20 protein-coding genes are annotated in these 16,501 nt (G+C 39.4%); 13 read left to right on the forward strand and 7 right to left on the reverse strand.

The window, feature by feature from the left end:
• Positions 1-35: 35 nt before the first annotated feature.
• Positions 36-1,160, reverse strand: a complete 1,125-nt coding sequence (locus ABC255_RS09120; protein WP_412992915.1) for a cupin domain-containing protein — start codon at positions 1,158-1,160, stop codon at positions 36-38.
• Between the two features lie 80 nt (positions 1,161-1,240).
• A complete protein-coding gene (locus ABC255_RS09125; RefSeq protein WP_412992917.1) occupies positions 1,241-2,191 on the reverse strand; it encodes a fumarylacetoacetate hydrolase family protein in 951 nt (316 codons plus the stop codon).
• A 207-nt stretch (positions 2,192-2,398) separates the two neighbouring features.
• On the opposite strand from ABC255_RS09125, the gene ABC255_RS09130 reads away from it, so the two are divergent.
• Together ABC255_RS09130 and ABC255_RS09135 are read left to right on the forward strand one after the other, a co-directional pair.
• Positions 2,399-3,592 (forward strand): FAD-dependent monooxygenase, encoded by a 1,194-nt coding sequence (locus ABC255_RS09130; RefSeq protein ID WP_412992919.1) that lies wholly within the window; start codon positions 2,399-2,401, stop codon positions 3,590-3,592.
• Between the two features lie 75 nt (positions 3,593-3,667).
• Positions 3,668-4,162: a DinB family protein gene (locus tag ABC255_RS09135; protein WP_412992921.1), complete on the forward strand. Its 495-nt coding sequence runs from the start codon at positions 3,668-3,670 to the stop codon at positions 4,160-4,162.
• Positions 4,163-4,224: 62 nt separating this feature from the next.
• Here ABC255_RS09135 and ABC255_RS09140 read toward each other — a convergent pair whose 3' ends face one another.
• From ABC255_RS09140 to ABC255_RS09150, 3 genes are all read right to left on the reverse strand, one after another.
• Positions 4,225-4,431: a CDGSH iron-sulfur domain-containing protein gene (locus tag ABC255_RS09140; protein ID WP_412992923.1), complete on the reverse strand. Its 207-nt coding sequence runs from the start codon at positions 4,429-4,431 to the stop codon at positions 4,225-4,227.
• Positions 4,432-4,852: 421 nt separating this feature from the next.
• Positions 4,853-5,764, reverse strand: a complete 912-nt coding sequence (locus ABC255_RS09145) for an alpha/beta hydrolase (protein WP_412992925.1) — start codon at positions 5,762-5,764, stop codon at positions 4,853-4,855.
• A 150-nt stretch (positions 5,765-5,914) separates the two neighbouring features.
• Positions 5,915-6,055, reverse strand: coding sequence for a hypothetical protein (locus ABC255_RS09150; RefSeq protein WP_335530795.1), 141 nt, complete (start codon positions 6,053-6,055; stop codon positions 5,915-5,917).
• A 189-nt stretch (positions 6,056-6,244) separates the two neighbouring features.
• Between ABC255_RS09150 and ABC255_RS09155 the strand changes: the two genes are divergently transcribed.
• The 4 genes from ABC255_RS09155 to ABC255_RS09170 all read left to right on the forward strand — a co-directional run bounded on the left by ABC255_RS09155 (position 6,245) and on the right by ABC255_RS09170 (position 9,430).
• Positions 6,245-7,432, forward strand: coding sequence for an acetyl-CoA C-acetyltransferase (locus tag ABC255_RS09155; protein ID WP_335530796.1), 1,188 nt, complete (start codon positions 6,245-6,247; stop codon positions 7,430-7,432).
• 27 nt (positions 7,433-7,459) lie between these two features.
• The gene (locus tag ABC255_RS09160; RefSeq protein WP_335530798.1) at positions 7,460-8,149 is read left to right on the forward strand and encodes a CoA transferase subunit A; all 690 of its coding nucleotides are present in this window, start codon (positions 7,460-7,462) and stop codon (positions 8,147-8,149) included.
• 23 nt (positions 8,150-8,172) lie between these two features.
• Positions 8,173-8,829, forward strand: a complete 657-nt coding sequence (locus tag ABC255_RS09165; protein ID WP_412992928.1) for a 3-oxoacid CoA-transferase subunit B — start codon at positions 8,173-8,175, stop codon at positions 8,827-8,829.
• A gap of 349 nt (positions 8,830-9,178) precedes the next feature.
• Positions 9,179-9,430 carry a YqkE family protein gene (locus tag ABC255_RS09170; protein WP_412992930.1) on the forward strand — a complete coding sequence of 84 codons (252 nt, stop codon included), beginning with the start codon at positions 9,179-9,181 and terminating at the stop codon, positions 9,428-9,430.
• A gap of 22 nt (positions 9,431-9,452) precedes the next feature.
• Here ABC255_RS09170 and ABC255_RS09175 read toward each other — a convergent pair whose 3' ends face one another.
• Entirely contained in the window at positions 9,453-10,364 is a 912-nt protein-coding gene (locus ABC255_RS09175; protein WP_412992932.1) for an aldo/keto reductase, read from the reverse strand.
• 191 nt (positions 10,365-10,555) lie between these two features.
• On the reverse strand, positions 10,556-10,687 hold the full coding sequence (gene mciZ / locus ABC255_RS09180) for a Z-ring formation inhibitor MciZ (protein ID WP_335530806.1): 132 nt from the start codon (positions 10,685-10,687) through the stop codon (positions 10,556-10,558).
• Positions 10,688-10,759: 72 nt separating this feature from the next.
• On the opposite strand from mciZ, the gene ABC255_RS09185 reads away from it, so the two are divergent.
• From ABC255_RS09185 to deoB, 7 genes are all read left to right on the forward strand, one after another.
• Complete coding sequence (locus ABC255_RS09185) at positions 10,760-11,314, forward strand: NUDIX hydrolase (protein WP_412992934.1); 555 nt, start codon at positions 10,760-10,762, stop codon at positions 11,312-11,314.
• Positions 11,311-12,474, forward strand: a complete 1,164-nt coding sequence (locus ABC255_RS09190; RefSeq protein ID WP_412992936.1) for an endonuclease Q family protein — start codon at positions 11,311-11,313, stop codon at positions 12,472-12,474. The genes ABC255_RS09185 and ABC255_RS09190 overlap by 4 nt, the downstream gene beginning before the upstream one ends.
• Before the next feature lie 127 nt (positions 12,475-12,601).
• Positions 12,602-13,246, forward strand: a complete 645-nt coding sequence (gene spoIIM, locus ABC255_RS09195; RefSeq protein ID WP_412992938.1) for a stage II sporulation protein M — start codon at positions 12,602-12,604, stop codon at positions 13,244-13,246.
• A 110-nt stretch (positions 13,247-13,356) separates the two neighbouring features.
• On the forward strand, positions 13,357-13,821 hold the full coding sequence (gene fur, locus ABC255_RS09200; RefSeq protein WP_412992940.1) for a ferric iron uptake transcriptional regulator: 465 nt from the start codon (positions 13,357-13,359) through the stop codon (positions 13,819-13,821).
• A gap of 149 nt (positions 13,822-13,970) precedes the next feature.
• Complete coding sequence (locus tag ABC255_RS09205) at positions 13,971-14,198, forward strand: YqzK family protein (protein ID WP_335535570.1); 228 nt, start codon at positions 13,971-13,973, stop codon at positions 14,196-14,198.
• Positions 14,199-14,203: 5 nt separating this feature from the next.
• Positions 14,204-15,097: a site-specific tyrosine recombinase XerD gene (gene xerD / locus ABC255_RS09210; RefSeq protein WP_412992942.1), complete on the forward strand. Its 894-nt coding sequence runs from the start codon at positions 14,204-14,206 to the stop codon at positions 15,095-15,097.
• Positions 15,098-15,315: 218 nt separating this feature from the next.
• Positions 15,316-16,500: a phosphopentomutase gene (gene deoB / locus ABC255_RS09215; protein ID WP_412992943.1), complete on the forward strand. Its 1,185-nt coding sequence runs from the start codon at positions 15,316-15,318 to the stop codon at positions 16,498-16,500.
• Position 16,501: the final 1 nt, after the last annotated feature.

A 16,501-nucleotide genomic window follows, 5' to 3' on the forward strand; every position in this document is an offset into this window, starting at 1 on the left:
TCTGTTGAAAACTGCGTCTGTCATTTGAATTTTCCTTAACGGAAGTCCGCTTTAAATTCACCAGTAACTTTTTGGTGACCATTATTTTCTTCGAACGATTGCTCTTGTTCTAAATCGAAACGGTTCATAATTGGTAAATCGTTTACCGAGAATAGGTAAGAGTCTTCTGAGGCAGAGTGTTCATACCAAGCCCAGTTTGGAACAACGAAGTAGTCACCTTTTTTCCAATCGAAGCGAATGCCATTAATGACTGTGTGACCTGAACCTTTGTGAACCTGGTAAACAGTTGAGTGTGTATGGCGTAATGCTTTTGTTTTGAAACCATGTGGTAAATGCTGCATTCTAGTGCCGAGCGTCGGGTTAGCGGATTTACCTGTTGATGGGTTAATGTACTCGACAGCATATCCATGATGTGGATCAGGATCGAATTCCATCAAGCCTTTAATTCCTTCTACTGTGCGGTCCCATTTATAATTAGCAAGTGGGGCAACGGTGAATTTATCATCACCAACAGGACGAACCATGCCGCCGCGATAACGTCTTTCTGAAAAGTTATCAGGAATATCTGGCTGCTGTAAACCATCCTCATAAGGTTCAAAGAATGTACCGCCGATTGCGTAAATAGTAGGAATATCTAGGGCATCCATCCAATACATAGGCTCTGTCCCTAAATGTGCATGCCCATGCCATAAATTCTTTGGAGTAATTAAAAAGTCGCCTTCTTCCATGAAAATACGCTCACCCTGAACGATTGTATATGCACCTGAACCTTCAGAAATAAAGCGCAATGCACTTTGTGAGTGACGGTGAGATGGTGCTTTTTCACCAGGCAATAACATTTGTACAGCTGCATAAATCGTTTGAGTAGTAGATCCCCATCCCCAAGGTTCCCGATAAGTTAAGCCTGGATTTTGAAAATAAATCGCACGACGTTCTCCACCTCGTTCTGGTGTGAAGATTTGTGCCGCTTCCGCCATTTTCTTTTTGATTAATTCATCACTCCAAAGATAAGCTTGAGCTTGAGGCTTTGGTGTTTTGTGCATAATTGTAGGAATTGCTTCCCAAAGAGGTCCCAAGTTGTATTGTTGAATATCTCTTGTGTAATCGGTTACAATCGGACTTTTCATAAACTCTTGAACTTCTGGATTTACTTCAGCCATTTCACATTCTCCTTTAACCTTCAAATTTTATAGAGAAAAGGGGAGCAGCGTAATTACTGCTTGACCCCTTGTATTTCTAATTAAACAGTGACTACCGCTTGTGTTGCCTTTACTTTGTTTTCGAGTGCACCGATTTGGTCAATTTCAATTCGAACTACGTCTCCATCTTTTAAGAATTGCGGAGGATTCATCGCAACTCCAACGCCTCCAGGAGTACCTGTTAATACAACATCTCCAGGCTCTAAGGTCATTAAATTGGAAAGGAAGGCTACTAATTTTTGAACAGAGAATACTAGATTAGCAGTATTCGTTTTTTGACGTACTTCACCATTTACTTTCAGGACAACACCTAAACCAGATGGATCTTGTAATTCATCGGAGGTTACTAAATATGGTCCCATTGGCGCACTTCCATCAACTGTTTTTCCTTGTAGCCATTGAAGCGTGCGTCGTTGGATATCACGATAGGTTACGTCATTTGTAATGGTATAACCGGCTACATAGTCTAATGCTTCTTCTTCAGAAACATTGCGGGCCTGTTTACCTACAACAAAAGTAAACTCTGCTTCATAGTCAAGTTGATCAGAAATTGGATAATGTGGAATGTCGTCCTCTGGTCCTAAGATCGTATTAGCAAATTTTGCAAAAATAACTGGGTTTGATGGGAGTTCACGACCCATTTCTAAAATGTGCTCGCGGTAATTATGACCTACACAAATAATTTTGCCTGGACGCCCGACAGGTGCTTCAACTTTAACATCCTCAAGATTGTAAATCACCTTTTTATCAAAGCTTTCAGGATTAGCTAGAATGAAATCGATTGCATTTTGGGCCTTCTGTAAAGATTCTTTCCCGCCTTGATATAACTCGTCAGTATTATCGGGTACATATGCTTTTGCGATTGCTTCATATCGATATTTTCCTTCTGCTTTTAATTGTGCCTGGTAAGCATAGTTTAAGTCGATTACTTTGTTATCAACGATTGCCCCTGCACGTGTATGTCCAGCGACAGTATAATTAATAAGTTTCATAGTTTGCCTCCTTGATTTCACTAATTGTGAATTTAGTTCACTATTTATAAATTAAAAGATTTCAAAAGGATTGTCAATATTATTTGTTTTCAGAAAAATAAAAATTAATTGTTGACTAAAGGATGAAAAATGATTTAAAGTTTTCTTATGAGATAACAAAGTTCTCTATTTATGGAAGATGATAACTTAGTTGGAGGGGAATTGTAAATGACTAATGTAAGCGACATCATTATAGTAGGCGGAGGAATTGGTGGTTTAGCAGCAGCACTATCCATCCAAGAAACAGGTAAATCAGTAGCAGTTTTTGAGCAAGCACCTGAATTTGGAGAAGTAGGTGCAGGAATTCAGTTAGCACCCAATGCGTTAGAGGTTTTAGACCGTTTAGGCGTAAAGGAAGAAATTTTAAAGCATGCAGTAGTACCAAAACGTCTGGTTCTAAAAGACGTTTATACAGCGAAAGAGTTAGCCACTCTTGATTTAGGGGAAGGGTTCCAAAAAGAATTCGGCCAGCCATATATCGTATTACATCGATCTGATTTACACAGAGTTCTTTATGAAGCATGTCAAAAAAGCAGTAATATTAAATTCTTTACCAACCAATGTATTCAAACTGCTGAACAAAATGGTGATACTGTTACAATTGTTAACCAAAATGGTGAAACGTTTAGTGCAGGAGCTGTTGTTGGTGCGGATGGGGTAAAATCAAACATGCGGAGGCAGTTGGTTGATGATAATCCGGTAAACTCTGCGTATGTAGCTTACCGTGGAACAATACCAATTGAAGAAGTGTCAAGTAATACAAACTTAGACTTAGATGATGTAATCATGTGGATTGGACCAAATCTGCACATGGTACAATATCCAGTTCGTCGTGGAGAGCTTTACAACCAAGTAGTAGTATTTAAATCTTATGATGCTACTGTAGAAGACTGGGGAACTCCAGAAGAAATGGCACGTCGTTTTGAAAATTGTCACCCAAAAGTTGAAAACGCTTTAACTTACATTAACCGTCAATTCCGTTGGCAAATGTATGATCGTGAACCAATCGACAATTGGACAAATGGCAACATTACGCTATTAGGAGATTCTGGTCATGCAATGCTTCAATATTTAGCACAAGGCGGCGTTCAAGCGCTCGAAGATGCGTTTGTATTAGGTGAAAAATTAAAAGAACATACATCCTACGAGGAAGCATTTAAAGCATACCAAGAAATTCGAATCCCACGTTCTGCAATGGTGCAAGGGTCAGCACGCAGATGGGGCGAAATTATTCATGCGGAGGATCCAACTGCACTTGCACTTCGCAATTTTATTTTCGAACATCATAAACCAACTGATTACAATGTTGTTGATTTCCTATATGGCTATTTCAAGAAAAATTATGAACGTGTAAATTGCTAATTTAAAAACGCGTTAGAGCTGGCTCTAACGCATTTTTTAAAATATATTTATTAGATTTGAAGGAGGATGTAAACGATGGCAACGGCAGTACTGAATGAAAAGTTGGAATTATTTAAAAAGAGTATAGATGATATTGCAGCGGTATTGAAAAATACGGAAGAGGGTTCACTTTATGTTAAACCGTCTGAAACAGAATGGTCCGCAATGCAAATCATTTCTCATATTATAGAAGCTGTGAATTTTTGGGTTGAAGATTTGGAAGCGCTGCTAGTGGTTCCTGGTGCAAAATGGGGACGTAATCATGAACACGTGCGTCGTTTAGCCGCAGTAGATGAAAACGTTGTTTCTCGGATTAAAAAAGAGGAGGCTTTAACAGCATTACAAAACTTAGTCCCGAAAGTTGAAGCAGCACTTGTAAAAGTGACAGAAGAAGACTTAGCAAAAACAGCACCAAGCTATAATCAAAACTTTGACGGAAAACCATTATCATTCTTAGTCGACCATTTAATCGTTAAGCACGTAACGGGGCATTATGGGCAACTTGTACGTCATTTAGAAAAAATCGAATAATTGAAAAGTAGATTGATTGACAGAAAAAGGACTCCACTACCGGAGTCCTTTTTCTGCAGCCCTTACTCTTCTTTTGCAGCGCGCACTTGAGAGTCAAATTTCCCTTTATGAGAACCATCACAAAAAGGTTTGTTATTGGAAAGGCCGCAGCGGCAAAGAGAAAAGGCCGGCTTTGTTTCCATTATATTTCCTGCACCATCTAGCAATTCTACCTCGCCAGTAATCCGCAGTGAACCATTATCATTTACTTTAATTTGTACTTTTGCCATTCTTAACACTCCTTTTAAAATATATATTATTTTCAGAGTATATCGAATAGAAGGGAAACGCAAGTAAGCTGAGATTCAGCAGTTGCAAAGTATGGGCATCGTTATTAAAATAAGCGAAGATTTTCCGGTTAGATGTAGAATGGAACTCGTTTCGGGGTAAATAAGCGGAGGTTTTCCGCTTAATCAAAGGACAATCTCCCATTTTCGAATTTTTCGAGTAAATAGGCGGAAGCTCTCCGTCTATTTAAGCCTTTCTTGATAATATTTACTTATTAAGCGGAATTTCTCCGTCTATTTATCAGCTCGGCTACTTAACTTGATCCCCCTACCGATAAGTGCGGACCCTATTGAACCTAGATGCGTGAATCACTTGGGCGTTCTGTTTTTTAGGCAAGCAGATATAGTCCATAAATCACCGAGGTTAAGCTTTCTCAACGTATTTATTCAAAAATTTGTCTATGACTCCGCGATATTCTTCAGGATTCTCATTGAAAGACTGAGCATGACGCCCATTTGCAGCAAGATAAAGCATTTTCGGACCTTGTTTTTTTTCATATAACTCCTTTGTCATGGCAGGAAGAATAAAATCATCGTTTTCGCTGTGAATAAATAAAATGGGATGTTTGATATTTTCAATAACCGATACGGGCGAGACGTGACGAATCGAATATTTTTCACGAAGGCGCAAAATTAAATCAGCAATGGGTATTAATATGGTTGAGACATTCTTTAATTCTTTTTTTAGTTGATACGATACTTGCTCTTTCAGATCTGAGAACGGACAGTCAGCTATATAAAAATCAGCACCATCCTCAAGCATTCCTGCGTATAGAAGCATTGTAGCCGCCCCCATCGATTCCCCATGTATACCGAGCGTAAGTGTCGGTCCCTTCTCTTTTTTTAACCAATCAATAATTGCCTTAAGATCGAATTTTTCATAATGACCGAAGCTGGTTGTCTTTCCACCTGATTCACCGTGTCTGCGATGGTCATAAATTATCGCATTAAATCCACGCTCTAAGAAAAGATTCATATATTTTATCGAATTAATTTTTGTTTCCGTTACTCCATGGGAAATAATGACATATTGATTGGTCTCGTGTGGTTCTACTAGCAGCGCTTTAATAGGATAGCCAAAAGGAGAATCAATAATTACCTCGCGCTTAGGCAGTGATTCGAAATGCTCGGGAATGAATCTGCCTGCTTCCTTTTCCCTCTGTACGATAAATTGTTCATCCTTCTTTTTCATATATATAAGCCGATTTGTAAAATAAAAACCTAAAGAAAATGTAAATAAGAATGAAATTAGAAGAGCTCGCAACGCCTTTCTCACAAGTACACCTCCAAAGGTTCAATAGTAGTCATTATTTGGTAATTAATGTTGGCTTTTATTCTAACATAGGAAAAGCCGCTAACTCCATTTAGCGGCTTAGTAAATTTATTTATGTCTAGCGCAAGCAGCCTAGAGGCGCTTCCGCATTTCTTATTGCTCGGCATTTTGTCTCTTGGTAGGATGAACTGCTTTTTCTATTTCCTCAGCAGCAATCATTCGTTTACCAGTGCCGGCAGATTCTGCATAATCCTTGCCCTTTTGACTGTATCCCTTATCACGTTTTTGGCTCATAATTGTCAGACTCCCTTCGAAGTGGATTCATTTAATAAAGTGCTTATATAGGAGTCTGTTTATTCATACCTTTATTGTAGAGGTGCTAAATTGTAATTCAAGAATAATAGAAATTTTGACAAAATAAGAGGGTTTTCTGTGCTTACACTCGAAATAGTAAAGGAAAATTGCTAAAAGGAGAGGAAAAAAATGAGTTCAACTGAAGTAGTAATTGTAAGCGCAGTTCGCACAGCACTAGGTAATTTTAATGGAAGCTTAAAAAATGTATCGGCACCAGAATTAGGGGCAACTGTCATCAAAGGAGCGCTCGAACAAGCTGGCGTAAAGCCGGAGCAAGTAGACGAAGTTATTTTAGGAAACGTTCTGCAAGCAGGACTTGGTCAGAATCCAGCTCGACAGGCTGCAATTAGTGCGGGCATTCCGGAAAGCGTTTCCTCAATGACGATCAATAAAGTTTGCGGTTCTGGTTTAAAGGCGGTTCACCTGGCAACACAGGCAATTCTAGCGGGGGATGCTGAGATTGTTGTGGCTGGTGGGATGGAGAATATGAGCCAAGCACCATATCTATTAAAAAATGCCCGTGAAGGATTTAAAATGGGTGACCAAAAATTAATAGATACTTTGACAAGTGACGGACTGACATGCGTTTTTAACCAATATCACATGGGAGTTACAGCTGAAAACTTAGCTGATAAATATTCCATTACAAGAGAAGAACAGGACCAGTTTTCAGCCTGGAGTCAGGAAAAGGCGGTAAAGGCAATAGAAACAGGTCAATTTAAAGATGAAATTGTTCCTGTCGTAATGAAGCAGCGTAAAGGGGATCCAATTGTTTTTGATACGGATGAATACCCGAAAAAAGGAACAACAGCTGAAAAGCTTGGAGGATTACGTCCAGCATTTAAAAAAGACGGCAGTGTAACAGCTGGAAATGCATCAGGTATTAATGATGGTGCAGCAGCGGTAGTCGTAATGAGCAGGAAAAAAGCAGACGAATTGGGAATTAAGCCTTTAGTAACAATTAAAGGGAATGCCAGTGCAGGTGTTGATCCTAGCATTATGGGAATCGGACCGGTTCCAGCAGTAAGAAAGGTTCTGGAAAAAACGTCTATTTCGATGGAAGAGCTAGAGTTAATAGAAGCGAATGAGGCATTTGCGGCACAGTCCCTTGCAGTTGACCGTGAGCTTCATTTTAATAAAGAAATTTTAAATGTAAATGGCGGGGCCATTGCACTCGGTCACCCAATCGGTGCAAGCGGTGCAAGAATTCTCGTTACACTGATTCATGAAATGAAAAGACGGAATGCAAAGAAGGGACTTGCCACACTTTGTATTGGCGGCGGCCAAGGGGTAGCAACAGTCGTTGAACTAGCTTAAGCCTACAATGAGGGGAGAATGAGCACGATGAAGAAGATTAGTACATCCTTCCAGGAAGCAGTCGCAGATATACAAGATGGAGCGACGTTAATGGTCGGTGGTTTCGGTTTGTGCGGAATACCTGAAAATCTAATCCAAGCGCTGGTTGATAAGGGCGTAAAGGATTTAACGGTTATCTCTAATAACTGTGGAATCGATGATTGGGGCTTAGGCCCTCTTTTAAAAAATAAACAAATTAAAAAAATGATAGGCTCCTATGTGGGGGAGAATAAAGAGTTTGAAAGACAGGTCTTAGCAGGGGAACTTGAAGTAGAGCTGACACCACAAGGTACATTAGCTGAAAAGATAAGAGCAGGCGGAGCAGGTATACCGGCCTTTTACACTCCTGCAGGGGTAGGAACACCGATTGCTGATGGCAAGGAAACAAAAGTCTTTAATGGCAGAGAGTATCTGTTAGAGGAAGCACTGATTGCTGATTTTAGTTTTGTTAGGGCATGGAAGGGAGACAAGATGGGAAATCTTGTTTACCACAAAACAGCTCGAAACTTTAACCCAATGATAGCAGCAGCAGGAAAAGTAACGATTGCCGAAGTGGAGACACTCTGTGAAATCGGAGAACTCGATCCTAATTTTATCCATACTCCGAGTGTTTACGTTCAAATGATTATAGAAGGTAAGCAGGAAAAAAGAATTGAGAGATTAACAGTTAGAAAATAGAATGATGGAGGGGGAGAGTGCCGATGGTCTCTGTTAGAGAGAGAATTGCAATAAGGGCAGAGAAAGAAATCGAAAACGGTTTTTATGTGAACTTAGGAATCGGGATGCCGACGCTGGTTGCGAATTATATATCAGGTAATAAGCAGGTTGTTCTGCAATCGGAAAATGGGTTGCTGGGTATTGGTCCATATCCAACGGAGGAAGAAGTAGACCCAGATTTAATCAATGCAGGAAAAGAAACGGTTACAGCAATTAGTGGCGCTTCTTATTTTGATAGTGCCGAATCCTTTGCCATGATTCGCGGCGGTCATATCGACATAGCCATCCTTGGCGGGATGGAGGTTTCTGAATCAGGAGACCTCGCGAACTGGATGATACCAGGTAAAATGATAAAAGGAATGGGCGGTGCCATGGATCTTGTCCATGGAGCGCAAAAAATCATTGTCATCATGGAGCATGTGAACAAGCGTGGCGAATCAAAAATCTTAAAAGAATGCACTCTTCCATTAACCGGAAAAGGTGTCGTTAACCGAATTATTACAGAACGTGCAGTAATGGATGTAACCGTCACCGGTTTAAAATTAGTTGAAGTAGCAAAAGGGTTTACTGTCGAAGATGTAGTTAACTCGACAGAGGCTGCATTGGCAGTCGACGAAAACGTGCTTATAGATGCTTATTAAAGAACATCGCAGGCTGATTAGCATAACAGCCTGCTTTTTCTATTGGCTGTGTGTTAAAGGATACTGTTGATTTTAGAACCTGTTGATTGGAGCGGAGGGCGCTTGACTCCTCAAAAATGCTATCGCATTTTCTTCGTGCGTGGGTAGATTCGAGGAAGTAATTCAAAGTCCTGCGGGATGAACGAGCTGAGTGAGACCCCGCAGGAGCGAAGCTATAAGGAGGCTCACGGGCGAGCCCGCGGAAAGCATAGCGCCCGGAGCGCAAATCAACAGCCTAGTTTAACACAGCCATTCTGTCAAAAATGATGCTATAATACATATGAAATAATGATTTTTGGGGGTGTTTAGGATGAAAAAGAAAGCGAAACAAAAAAATCAATCTAAACCAAAAGAAGAAGCAGCGGTTACGCTTAAAGATATGATTAATCCGGAATTAATCAAGCAGTTAAAAGAACAGCAGGACCAGCTCAAGGCAGCAGAAGAGCGTAAGAAAGAAGCAGAAGAGCAACGGAAACGCGAAGAACGCCGCCTGAAGGAAAAAAATAAATCATTTGAGGAACTGCTAAACGAAAGCGGCATGAACTGGAAGGAATTTAAATAGGAGAGCCAACGGCTCTCCTTACTTAACGATGTTCGTTATATTTTCCAGCCTTTGAAATCTTTTTAATCAATGTAACTTCTTCTTCGGTCAGCTGTTGGCTTCTCACCGCCATAGCATTGCTTCTTACTTGTTCCGCACTGCTGGCTCCAGCAACGACCGTGGCCACGGCAGGGTGTGCCAAATTATATTGAAGAGCAATTTTTGTAAACGAGCGTTGTGCAGCCAACTTGTCCTTCAATGCAGGTAACACTTCAAGCAGCTCTTCTTGACGATAGTCGGGATATCCTTTTGGAGATATCTTTTCTAGCATTTTATCACTTAACAGCCCTTTTGCTAAAGGACCGCGGGTTACTACACTAATTCCATGCTCATGCAGATACGGCAATGCTTCTTCTTCCGGGCGCCGGTCTAAAATACTATATTGCATCATCACAGAAACAATATCGGAGTTCTTTACATACTCACGGATAACATTGGGGCGAATTGATGAAATTCCATAATAGCGGATATAGCCCTCTGACTTTAATTCCTCAAAAGCTTCTATCGTTTCATCAATATTATCTTCGATTGTGCCGCCATGCAGCTGGTATAAATCGATATAGTCTGTCCCAAGTCGTTTCAAACTTTGTTTGACTGCTTCCTTTATGTATAATTTGGACGGATCCCAAGACCACCCTGTTTTATCAGGATTCCACCTGTTTCCAACCTTAGAAGCAATTATGACTTTTTCGCGTACATCCTTTAAAGCAGCCCCGACAATTTTTTCATTTTCACCAAAATCATATAGATCTGCAGTATCAAAATAATTGATTCCCTCATCCAAGGCGGTCTCAATAATCTCCCGACCTTTTTTTTCCTCTGTGCCAATCGACATACAGCCTAAGCCTAATTCTGTAACCCATAAGCTAGAGTTTCCCAGTTTTCTTTTTTTCAACACATATCACCCCGTCCTTTTCATATTGTCCAGCTCCAGGCGCCATCGGCTCGAGGTCAGAAGCCAATCCGTCCGAAAGGTTAAAGAACAACCTTCCAGCCGGCTCGTCTTCTGCTTGTCGCCGATAGACGGGCGCCTTACGCTTTTCTTATAATTTTACGAAAGTCCGGGGAAGACTACAAACGGAAAGGTTATTTTGGAGCGATTTTTTCTACCCATTCGGCAACGGTGGAATAATCCTTATTGTATTCTTTAAGTTTTTGGATAATCTCCCATCCCTTACCTACAAGAATAATTCCTTTCTCATGCACGTATACCTTCATCCATACCCCTCCAAATAATGTATGGTAAAATGTATGAGCAGCATATAGCGAATTAGAACAGGAGTGATTTGATTGACTAATCTTTATGAAAAAACTATACATAGCGAAGAAATATTTTCAGGAAAAATAATTAGCCTTCATCTTCAGGATGTAGAGCTTCCGAATGGAAACCAGTCAAAAAGAGAAATTATTAAACACCCAGGTGCAGTCGCTATTTTGGCCATTACCGATGATAAAAAAATTGTTATGGTTGAACAATATCGTAAAGCTCTTGAGCGGACAATTGTTGAGATACCAGCAGGAAAGTTAGAAAAGGACGAAGAGCCAGCTCTCTGTGCTCGACGGGAGTTAGAGGAAGAGACAGGGTATGAATGTGAAAGTTTGGAGCTCCTCATCTCATTCTATACATCTCCTGGATTTGCTGATGAAATCGTTCATCTATATGTTGCCAAAGGTTTAACAAAGAAAGAAAATGCCGCAGCACTTGATGAAGATGAGTTTGTGAACATTGAGGAAATAACACTTGATGAAGCGATTCAGTATATCAAGGAACAAAAAATTTATGATGCTAAAACCGCCTATGCCGTTCAATACCTGCAGCTTCAAGAGGCATTAGGTAATAAATGAAACGCTATTATGTAGATTTACATATTCATATCGGAAGAACCTGGACTGGCAAGCCTGTAAAAATTACAGGTGCTAAATCTTTAACGTTTACCAATATCATTGAGCATGCCCGGCATGAGAAAGGGCTGAATATGATTGGTATTATAGACAGCCACTCACCAGAAGTAATCCTTGAAATGGAAAGCCTTGTTTCAAGTGGAGATATGATTGAACATCGTGATGGCGGCTTAGCATTCGGTGATTTAACGGTAATTCCCGGTTCGGAGTTAGAAATCTATGATGAACAATGTAATGGTCCGATACATGTGCTTGTGTTTTTTCCTACAATCGCGATCATGAGGGAATTCTCTAATTGGCTGTCCAGGCATTTGAAAAATGTCCAGTTGAGTTCGCAGCGGATATATGTATCAGGCCTTGAATTACAAAGAAAAGTAAAAGAACTAGGCGGCTTATTTATTCCAGCCCATGTATTTACACCCTTTAAAAGTCTATATGGTAAAGGGGTCAATAAATCGTTAACTGAAGTATTCGACCCAGCTTTGATTGATGGAATTGAGCTTGGTTTAAGTTCTGATACAATGATGGCGGACCAGATTAAGGAATTACATAACTATACTTTTGTGACCAATTCAGATGCACACTCCTTAGCAAAAATTGCCCGTGAGTATCAGGTTGTATCGATGAAGGAACCCTCTTTTAAAGAATTGGGAAAGGCATTGCGGAATGTTGACGGAAGAAGTATCATAGCCAACTATGGATTAGACCCGCTCCTAGGTAAGTATCACAAAACCGTCTGTGCGGAATGTTCTCATCCAGCAGGTGAGGATGATCAAATCTGTACTCTTTGTGGAAAAAATAAGATTATAAAAGGCGTAGCAGACCGAATTCTTGAGTTGAAGACAGCAAATCAGAGTCCTGTTGGCCGTCCTCCTTATGTACATCAAATTCCACTAGAATATATACCGGGATTGGGACCAAGGCTACTAGAAAAGCTCGTCAATCATTTTGGTTCAGAAATGGCAATTCTGCATGAAGTTCCCTTTCAGGCATTGAACGAAGTCGTTCCGCCAAAAATTGCTGATCTGATAATGAAAGCAAGAGAAGGAAAAGTGTCTTTGGCAGCCGGGGGCGGCGGAAAATACGGAAAAATTTCAGAGTAATGATCAAACCCGACAATTATAAAGTCGGGTTTTTCTTTTTATAGTAATTCTATTAAATTATGGTCATAGAAATACTAGAGAGGCATAAAATGTAATAACTGATTAGGAGAAGTAGGAGGGACTGCAGATGAAGAAACGATTGTACCAGAACGATGCCGCCAGTTATTTCCGTGAGCATTCCTCAATTTTTTTATTTATTGTCATTTTATTTTTAATGGGAGTCATCTTTGGAGCGATAGTCGTGAATAGCATGAGTATCACCCAAAAAGAAGATTTATTTTACTATTTATCACAATTCTTTGGTCAAATACTAAATGGAAAAGTAGCGGAAAATAATGATTTATTTGCACAAAGCTTCCTTCATAACAGCAAGTTCATTGGGTTAATTTGGATCTTAGGAATCTCAATCATCGGACTTCCGGTAATCCTTATTCTATTATTTATAAAAGGTTTAGTGGTAGGCTTTACGGTTGGTTTCTTAGTTAGTCAATTGGGCTTTAAAGGATTTTTACTTGCATTTGTGTCCATTCTGCCACAAAATTTGATTATCATTCCCGTTTTCATTTTGATGGCTGCTTTATCCGTTATATTCTCATTGAGAATGATAAAAAAACAATTCTTTAAGACCTATGGGCAGCCGATATTGCCATTTTTTAAAAACTACATCATAACCTTTGTTGTAGCTGTCATTCTTATTTCTGCGGCTTCTGGTGTAGAGGCTTACGTTTCACCATGGCTGATGAAGTCAATGATGGGATCATTAAATTTATAATTATTATCATATAATATTAAGTATAATCTCTTGTTTATAATAATTTTATTTTGACACCTCTTTCTCATCTGGTATAATGAGAATAGCAGCGGCGAGGGAGGGACTTCGGGATGGAAACTAGGATTGATAGAATTAAAAAGCATTTGCATTCATCAAGCTATAAGCTAACACCTCAACGTGAAGCAACCGTTCGGGTATTGTTAGAGCATGAAGAGGATCATTTAAGTGCAGAAGATGTATACCTCCTCGTTAAGGAAAAGTCGCCTGAAATCGGATTGGCAACTGTATATCGTACACTTGAATTACTAACTGAATTAAAAATTGTTGATAAAATTAACTTTGGTGATGGAGTTTCGCGTTATGACCTTCGCCAAGAAGGTGCCGCACATTTTCATCATCACCTTGTATGTATTGAATGCGGAGCGGTGGATGAGATCCAAGAAGATCTTCTTGAAGATGTCGAAGCAGTAGTTGAGCGTAGATGGAATTTTAAAATAAAAGACCATCGACTTACGTTTCATGGCATCTGCTATCGCTGTCAAGATAAGGTTAAATCTGAAGAAACTGCAGAATAATAGCCAAAAGTCCTTTTAGAATAAAGGGCTTTTTTTTCTGTCCAACAAACTATAATATAATTATTTCCTCCAAAACAGTAACTCTAGGTATAAAAGTTGGACAAATTGGCATATCTTTTACTAGGCTAAACTGTTTGGGGGGAAGGTAAATGCTTTCTTTTATTAAAGTAGTACTACAAACCTTAAAGGTTTTTATCATATTCACTGGATGTACGATACTCTTTTACTATGGTATTATGTGGGTAAATGAGGAGTACCAAAATTATCATCGTTATGATTCACCGGAAGGATCTGCTTTAAAGGTTTCAACATTAAATAAAGATGAGAATCCTATCTGGCTGGATCGGCTGATTTTGTTTTACTTAAATGGGGAGTAGTATCAATGGATGATCATCTAAAAGATTTTATGCAGTTTTTACTCGTCGAAAAGAGAGTGGCTAAAAATACGCTGCTATCATATGAACGAGATTTAAAAACGTATCTTCATTATTTAAAAAATGTAGAAGCAATTGAAATAAATCGAGTCCAGCGGGCTCATATTTTACATTTCCTTTCCTTTTTAAAGGAACAGGGAAAATCCACGAAAACATTGGCTAGACATGTTGCTTCAATCCGCGCTTTTCATCAATTCCTGTTACGGGAACAGGTATCGAATCAGGATCCTTCTGTGCTTATTGAACCTCCTAAGTCTGAGCGGTCAATTCCCAAGATTTTAAGCTTAAAAGAAGTTGAAAAGCTCTTAGATTTCCCCAACGGACAAGGACATTTTGGTTTAAGGGACAAGGCGATGTTAGAGCTCCTTTATGCCACCGGTATTCGTGTCAGTGAACTTATTCAAATTGACGTAGATCATGTGAATATAGCGATGGGGTTTGTCACCGTCAGCGGCAATAATAGAGAACGAATCATACCAATTGGGAAAGCAGCAGCTGAGGCACTGAAGGGTTACATTGATAAAGGAAGAAGAAATTTTGTTTCAAAAAATCCAAATCACTCTGACTCTGCATTATTTTTAAACCATCAAGGAAAAAGATTAACTCGTCAAGGATTTTGGAAAATCCTAAAAAAGCTAGCTCAAGAGGCTGGTATTGAGAGTGAGTTAACACCTAATACATTGCGGCATTCGTTTGCGACGCATCTATTGGAAAATGGTGCCGACCTAAAAGCTGTTCAGGAAATGCTAGGACACGCAGATATCTCTACGACCCAGATTTATACTCAAGTAACGAAGACAAGGTTAATGGATGTATATAGCAAATTCCATCCTAGAGCTTAATAGGATACTAGATACATAAATATTTAAAAGTGTCGAAAAGCTGCCCAAAATTATTGGCAGCTTTTTCTTGTAATTTTTTTATTGTTTAGTAAAATATAGAGGTCAGACTTCTGACGTTATATTTTTAAAATTGGTTAATAATCCTATTTTAATAAGGGTAATCTATTTTTATTAATTAGAAGCGTTTTCATTTGTTTAGAAAAAGGAGGAAGACTAGAATGACTCGAAATACATATAAGCGTATTTTTTTAATCGTAATGGACTCTGTTGGAATTGGTGAATCACCTGACGCAGAGAAGTTTGGAGATAAAGGGGCAGATACCCTTGGGCATATTGCTGAAAGAATGAACGGTCTAAACATGCCTAACATGGGCAAGTTAGGCTTAAGTAATATCCGTGAAATTAAAGGGATTGATAAAGCTGAAAAACCATTAGCATATTATACCAAAATGATGGAATCCTCGAATGGAAAAGACACCATGACTGGACATTGGGAAATTATGGGGTTGAATATCCAGACACCTTTCCGTGTCTTCCCTGATGGATTCCCAGATGAACTTCTTTCCGAATTAGTAGAACGTACGGGCAGAAAAATAATCGGCAATAAACCTGCTAGTGGAACAGAAATTCTCGATGAGCTTGGGGAAGAACATATGAAAACAGGAGCGTTGATTGTTTACACTTCCGCAGACTCAGTACTTCAAATTGCTGCACATGAAGAAATCATTCCAATTGAAGAGCAATATAAGATTTGTAAAATTGCTCGTGAGTTAACGCTTGATGAAAAATACATGGTCGGCCGTGTGATTGCTCGTCCATTCTTGGGTGAACCAGGTAATTTTAAGCGGACAGCTAATCGTCATGACTATGCATTAAAACCGTTTGATAGAACCGTAATGAGTGAGATGAAAGATGCTGGGTTAGATGTCATTGCTATTGGTAAAATCTCTGATATTTATGATGGAGAGGGAGTTACCCAGTCTTTAAGGACAATCTCCAATATGGATGGTATGGATAAGCTTGTACAGACATTGGATATGGATTTTACAGGGATGAGCTTCTTGAATTTGGTGGATTTTGATGCACTATATGGACATCGCCGTGATCCAGAAGGTTACGGGAAAGCACTAGAAGAATATGATGCACGCTTGCCTGAAGTGTTTGCGAAATTAAAAGAGGATGATTTGTTAGTTATTACAGCTGACCACGGTAATGATCCAACAGCACCAGGAACGGATCATACACGTGAATATGTTCCATTAATCGTCTACTCTAAAATGATGCCAGAAGGCAAAGAACTTCCAATAAGAGAAACATTTGCTGACATTGGTGCCACTGTTGCAGATAACTTTAAAGTGAAAATGCCTAACTTTGGGAAAAGCTTTTTATCTGAACTAAAATAAA

This window comes from Neobacillus canaveralius (assembly GCF_047237705.1).
In the GTDB taxonomy this organism is placed as follows: domain Bacteria; phylum Bacillota; class Bacilli; order Bacillales; family Cytobacillaceae; genus Neobacillus; species Neobacillus niacini_K.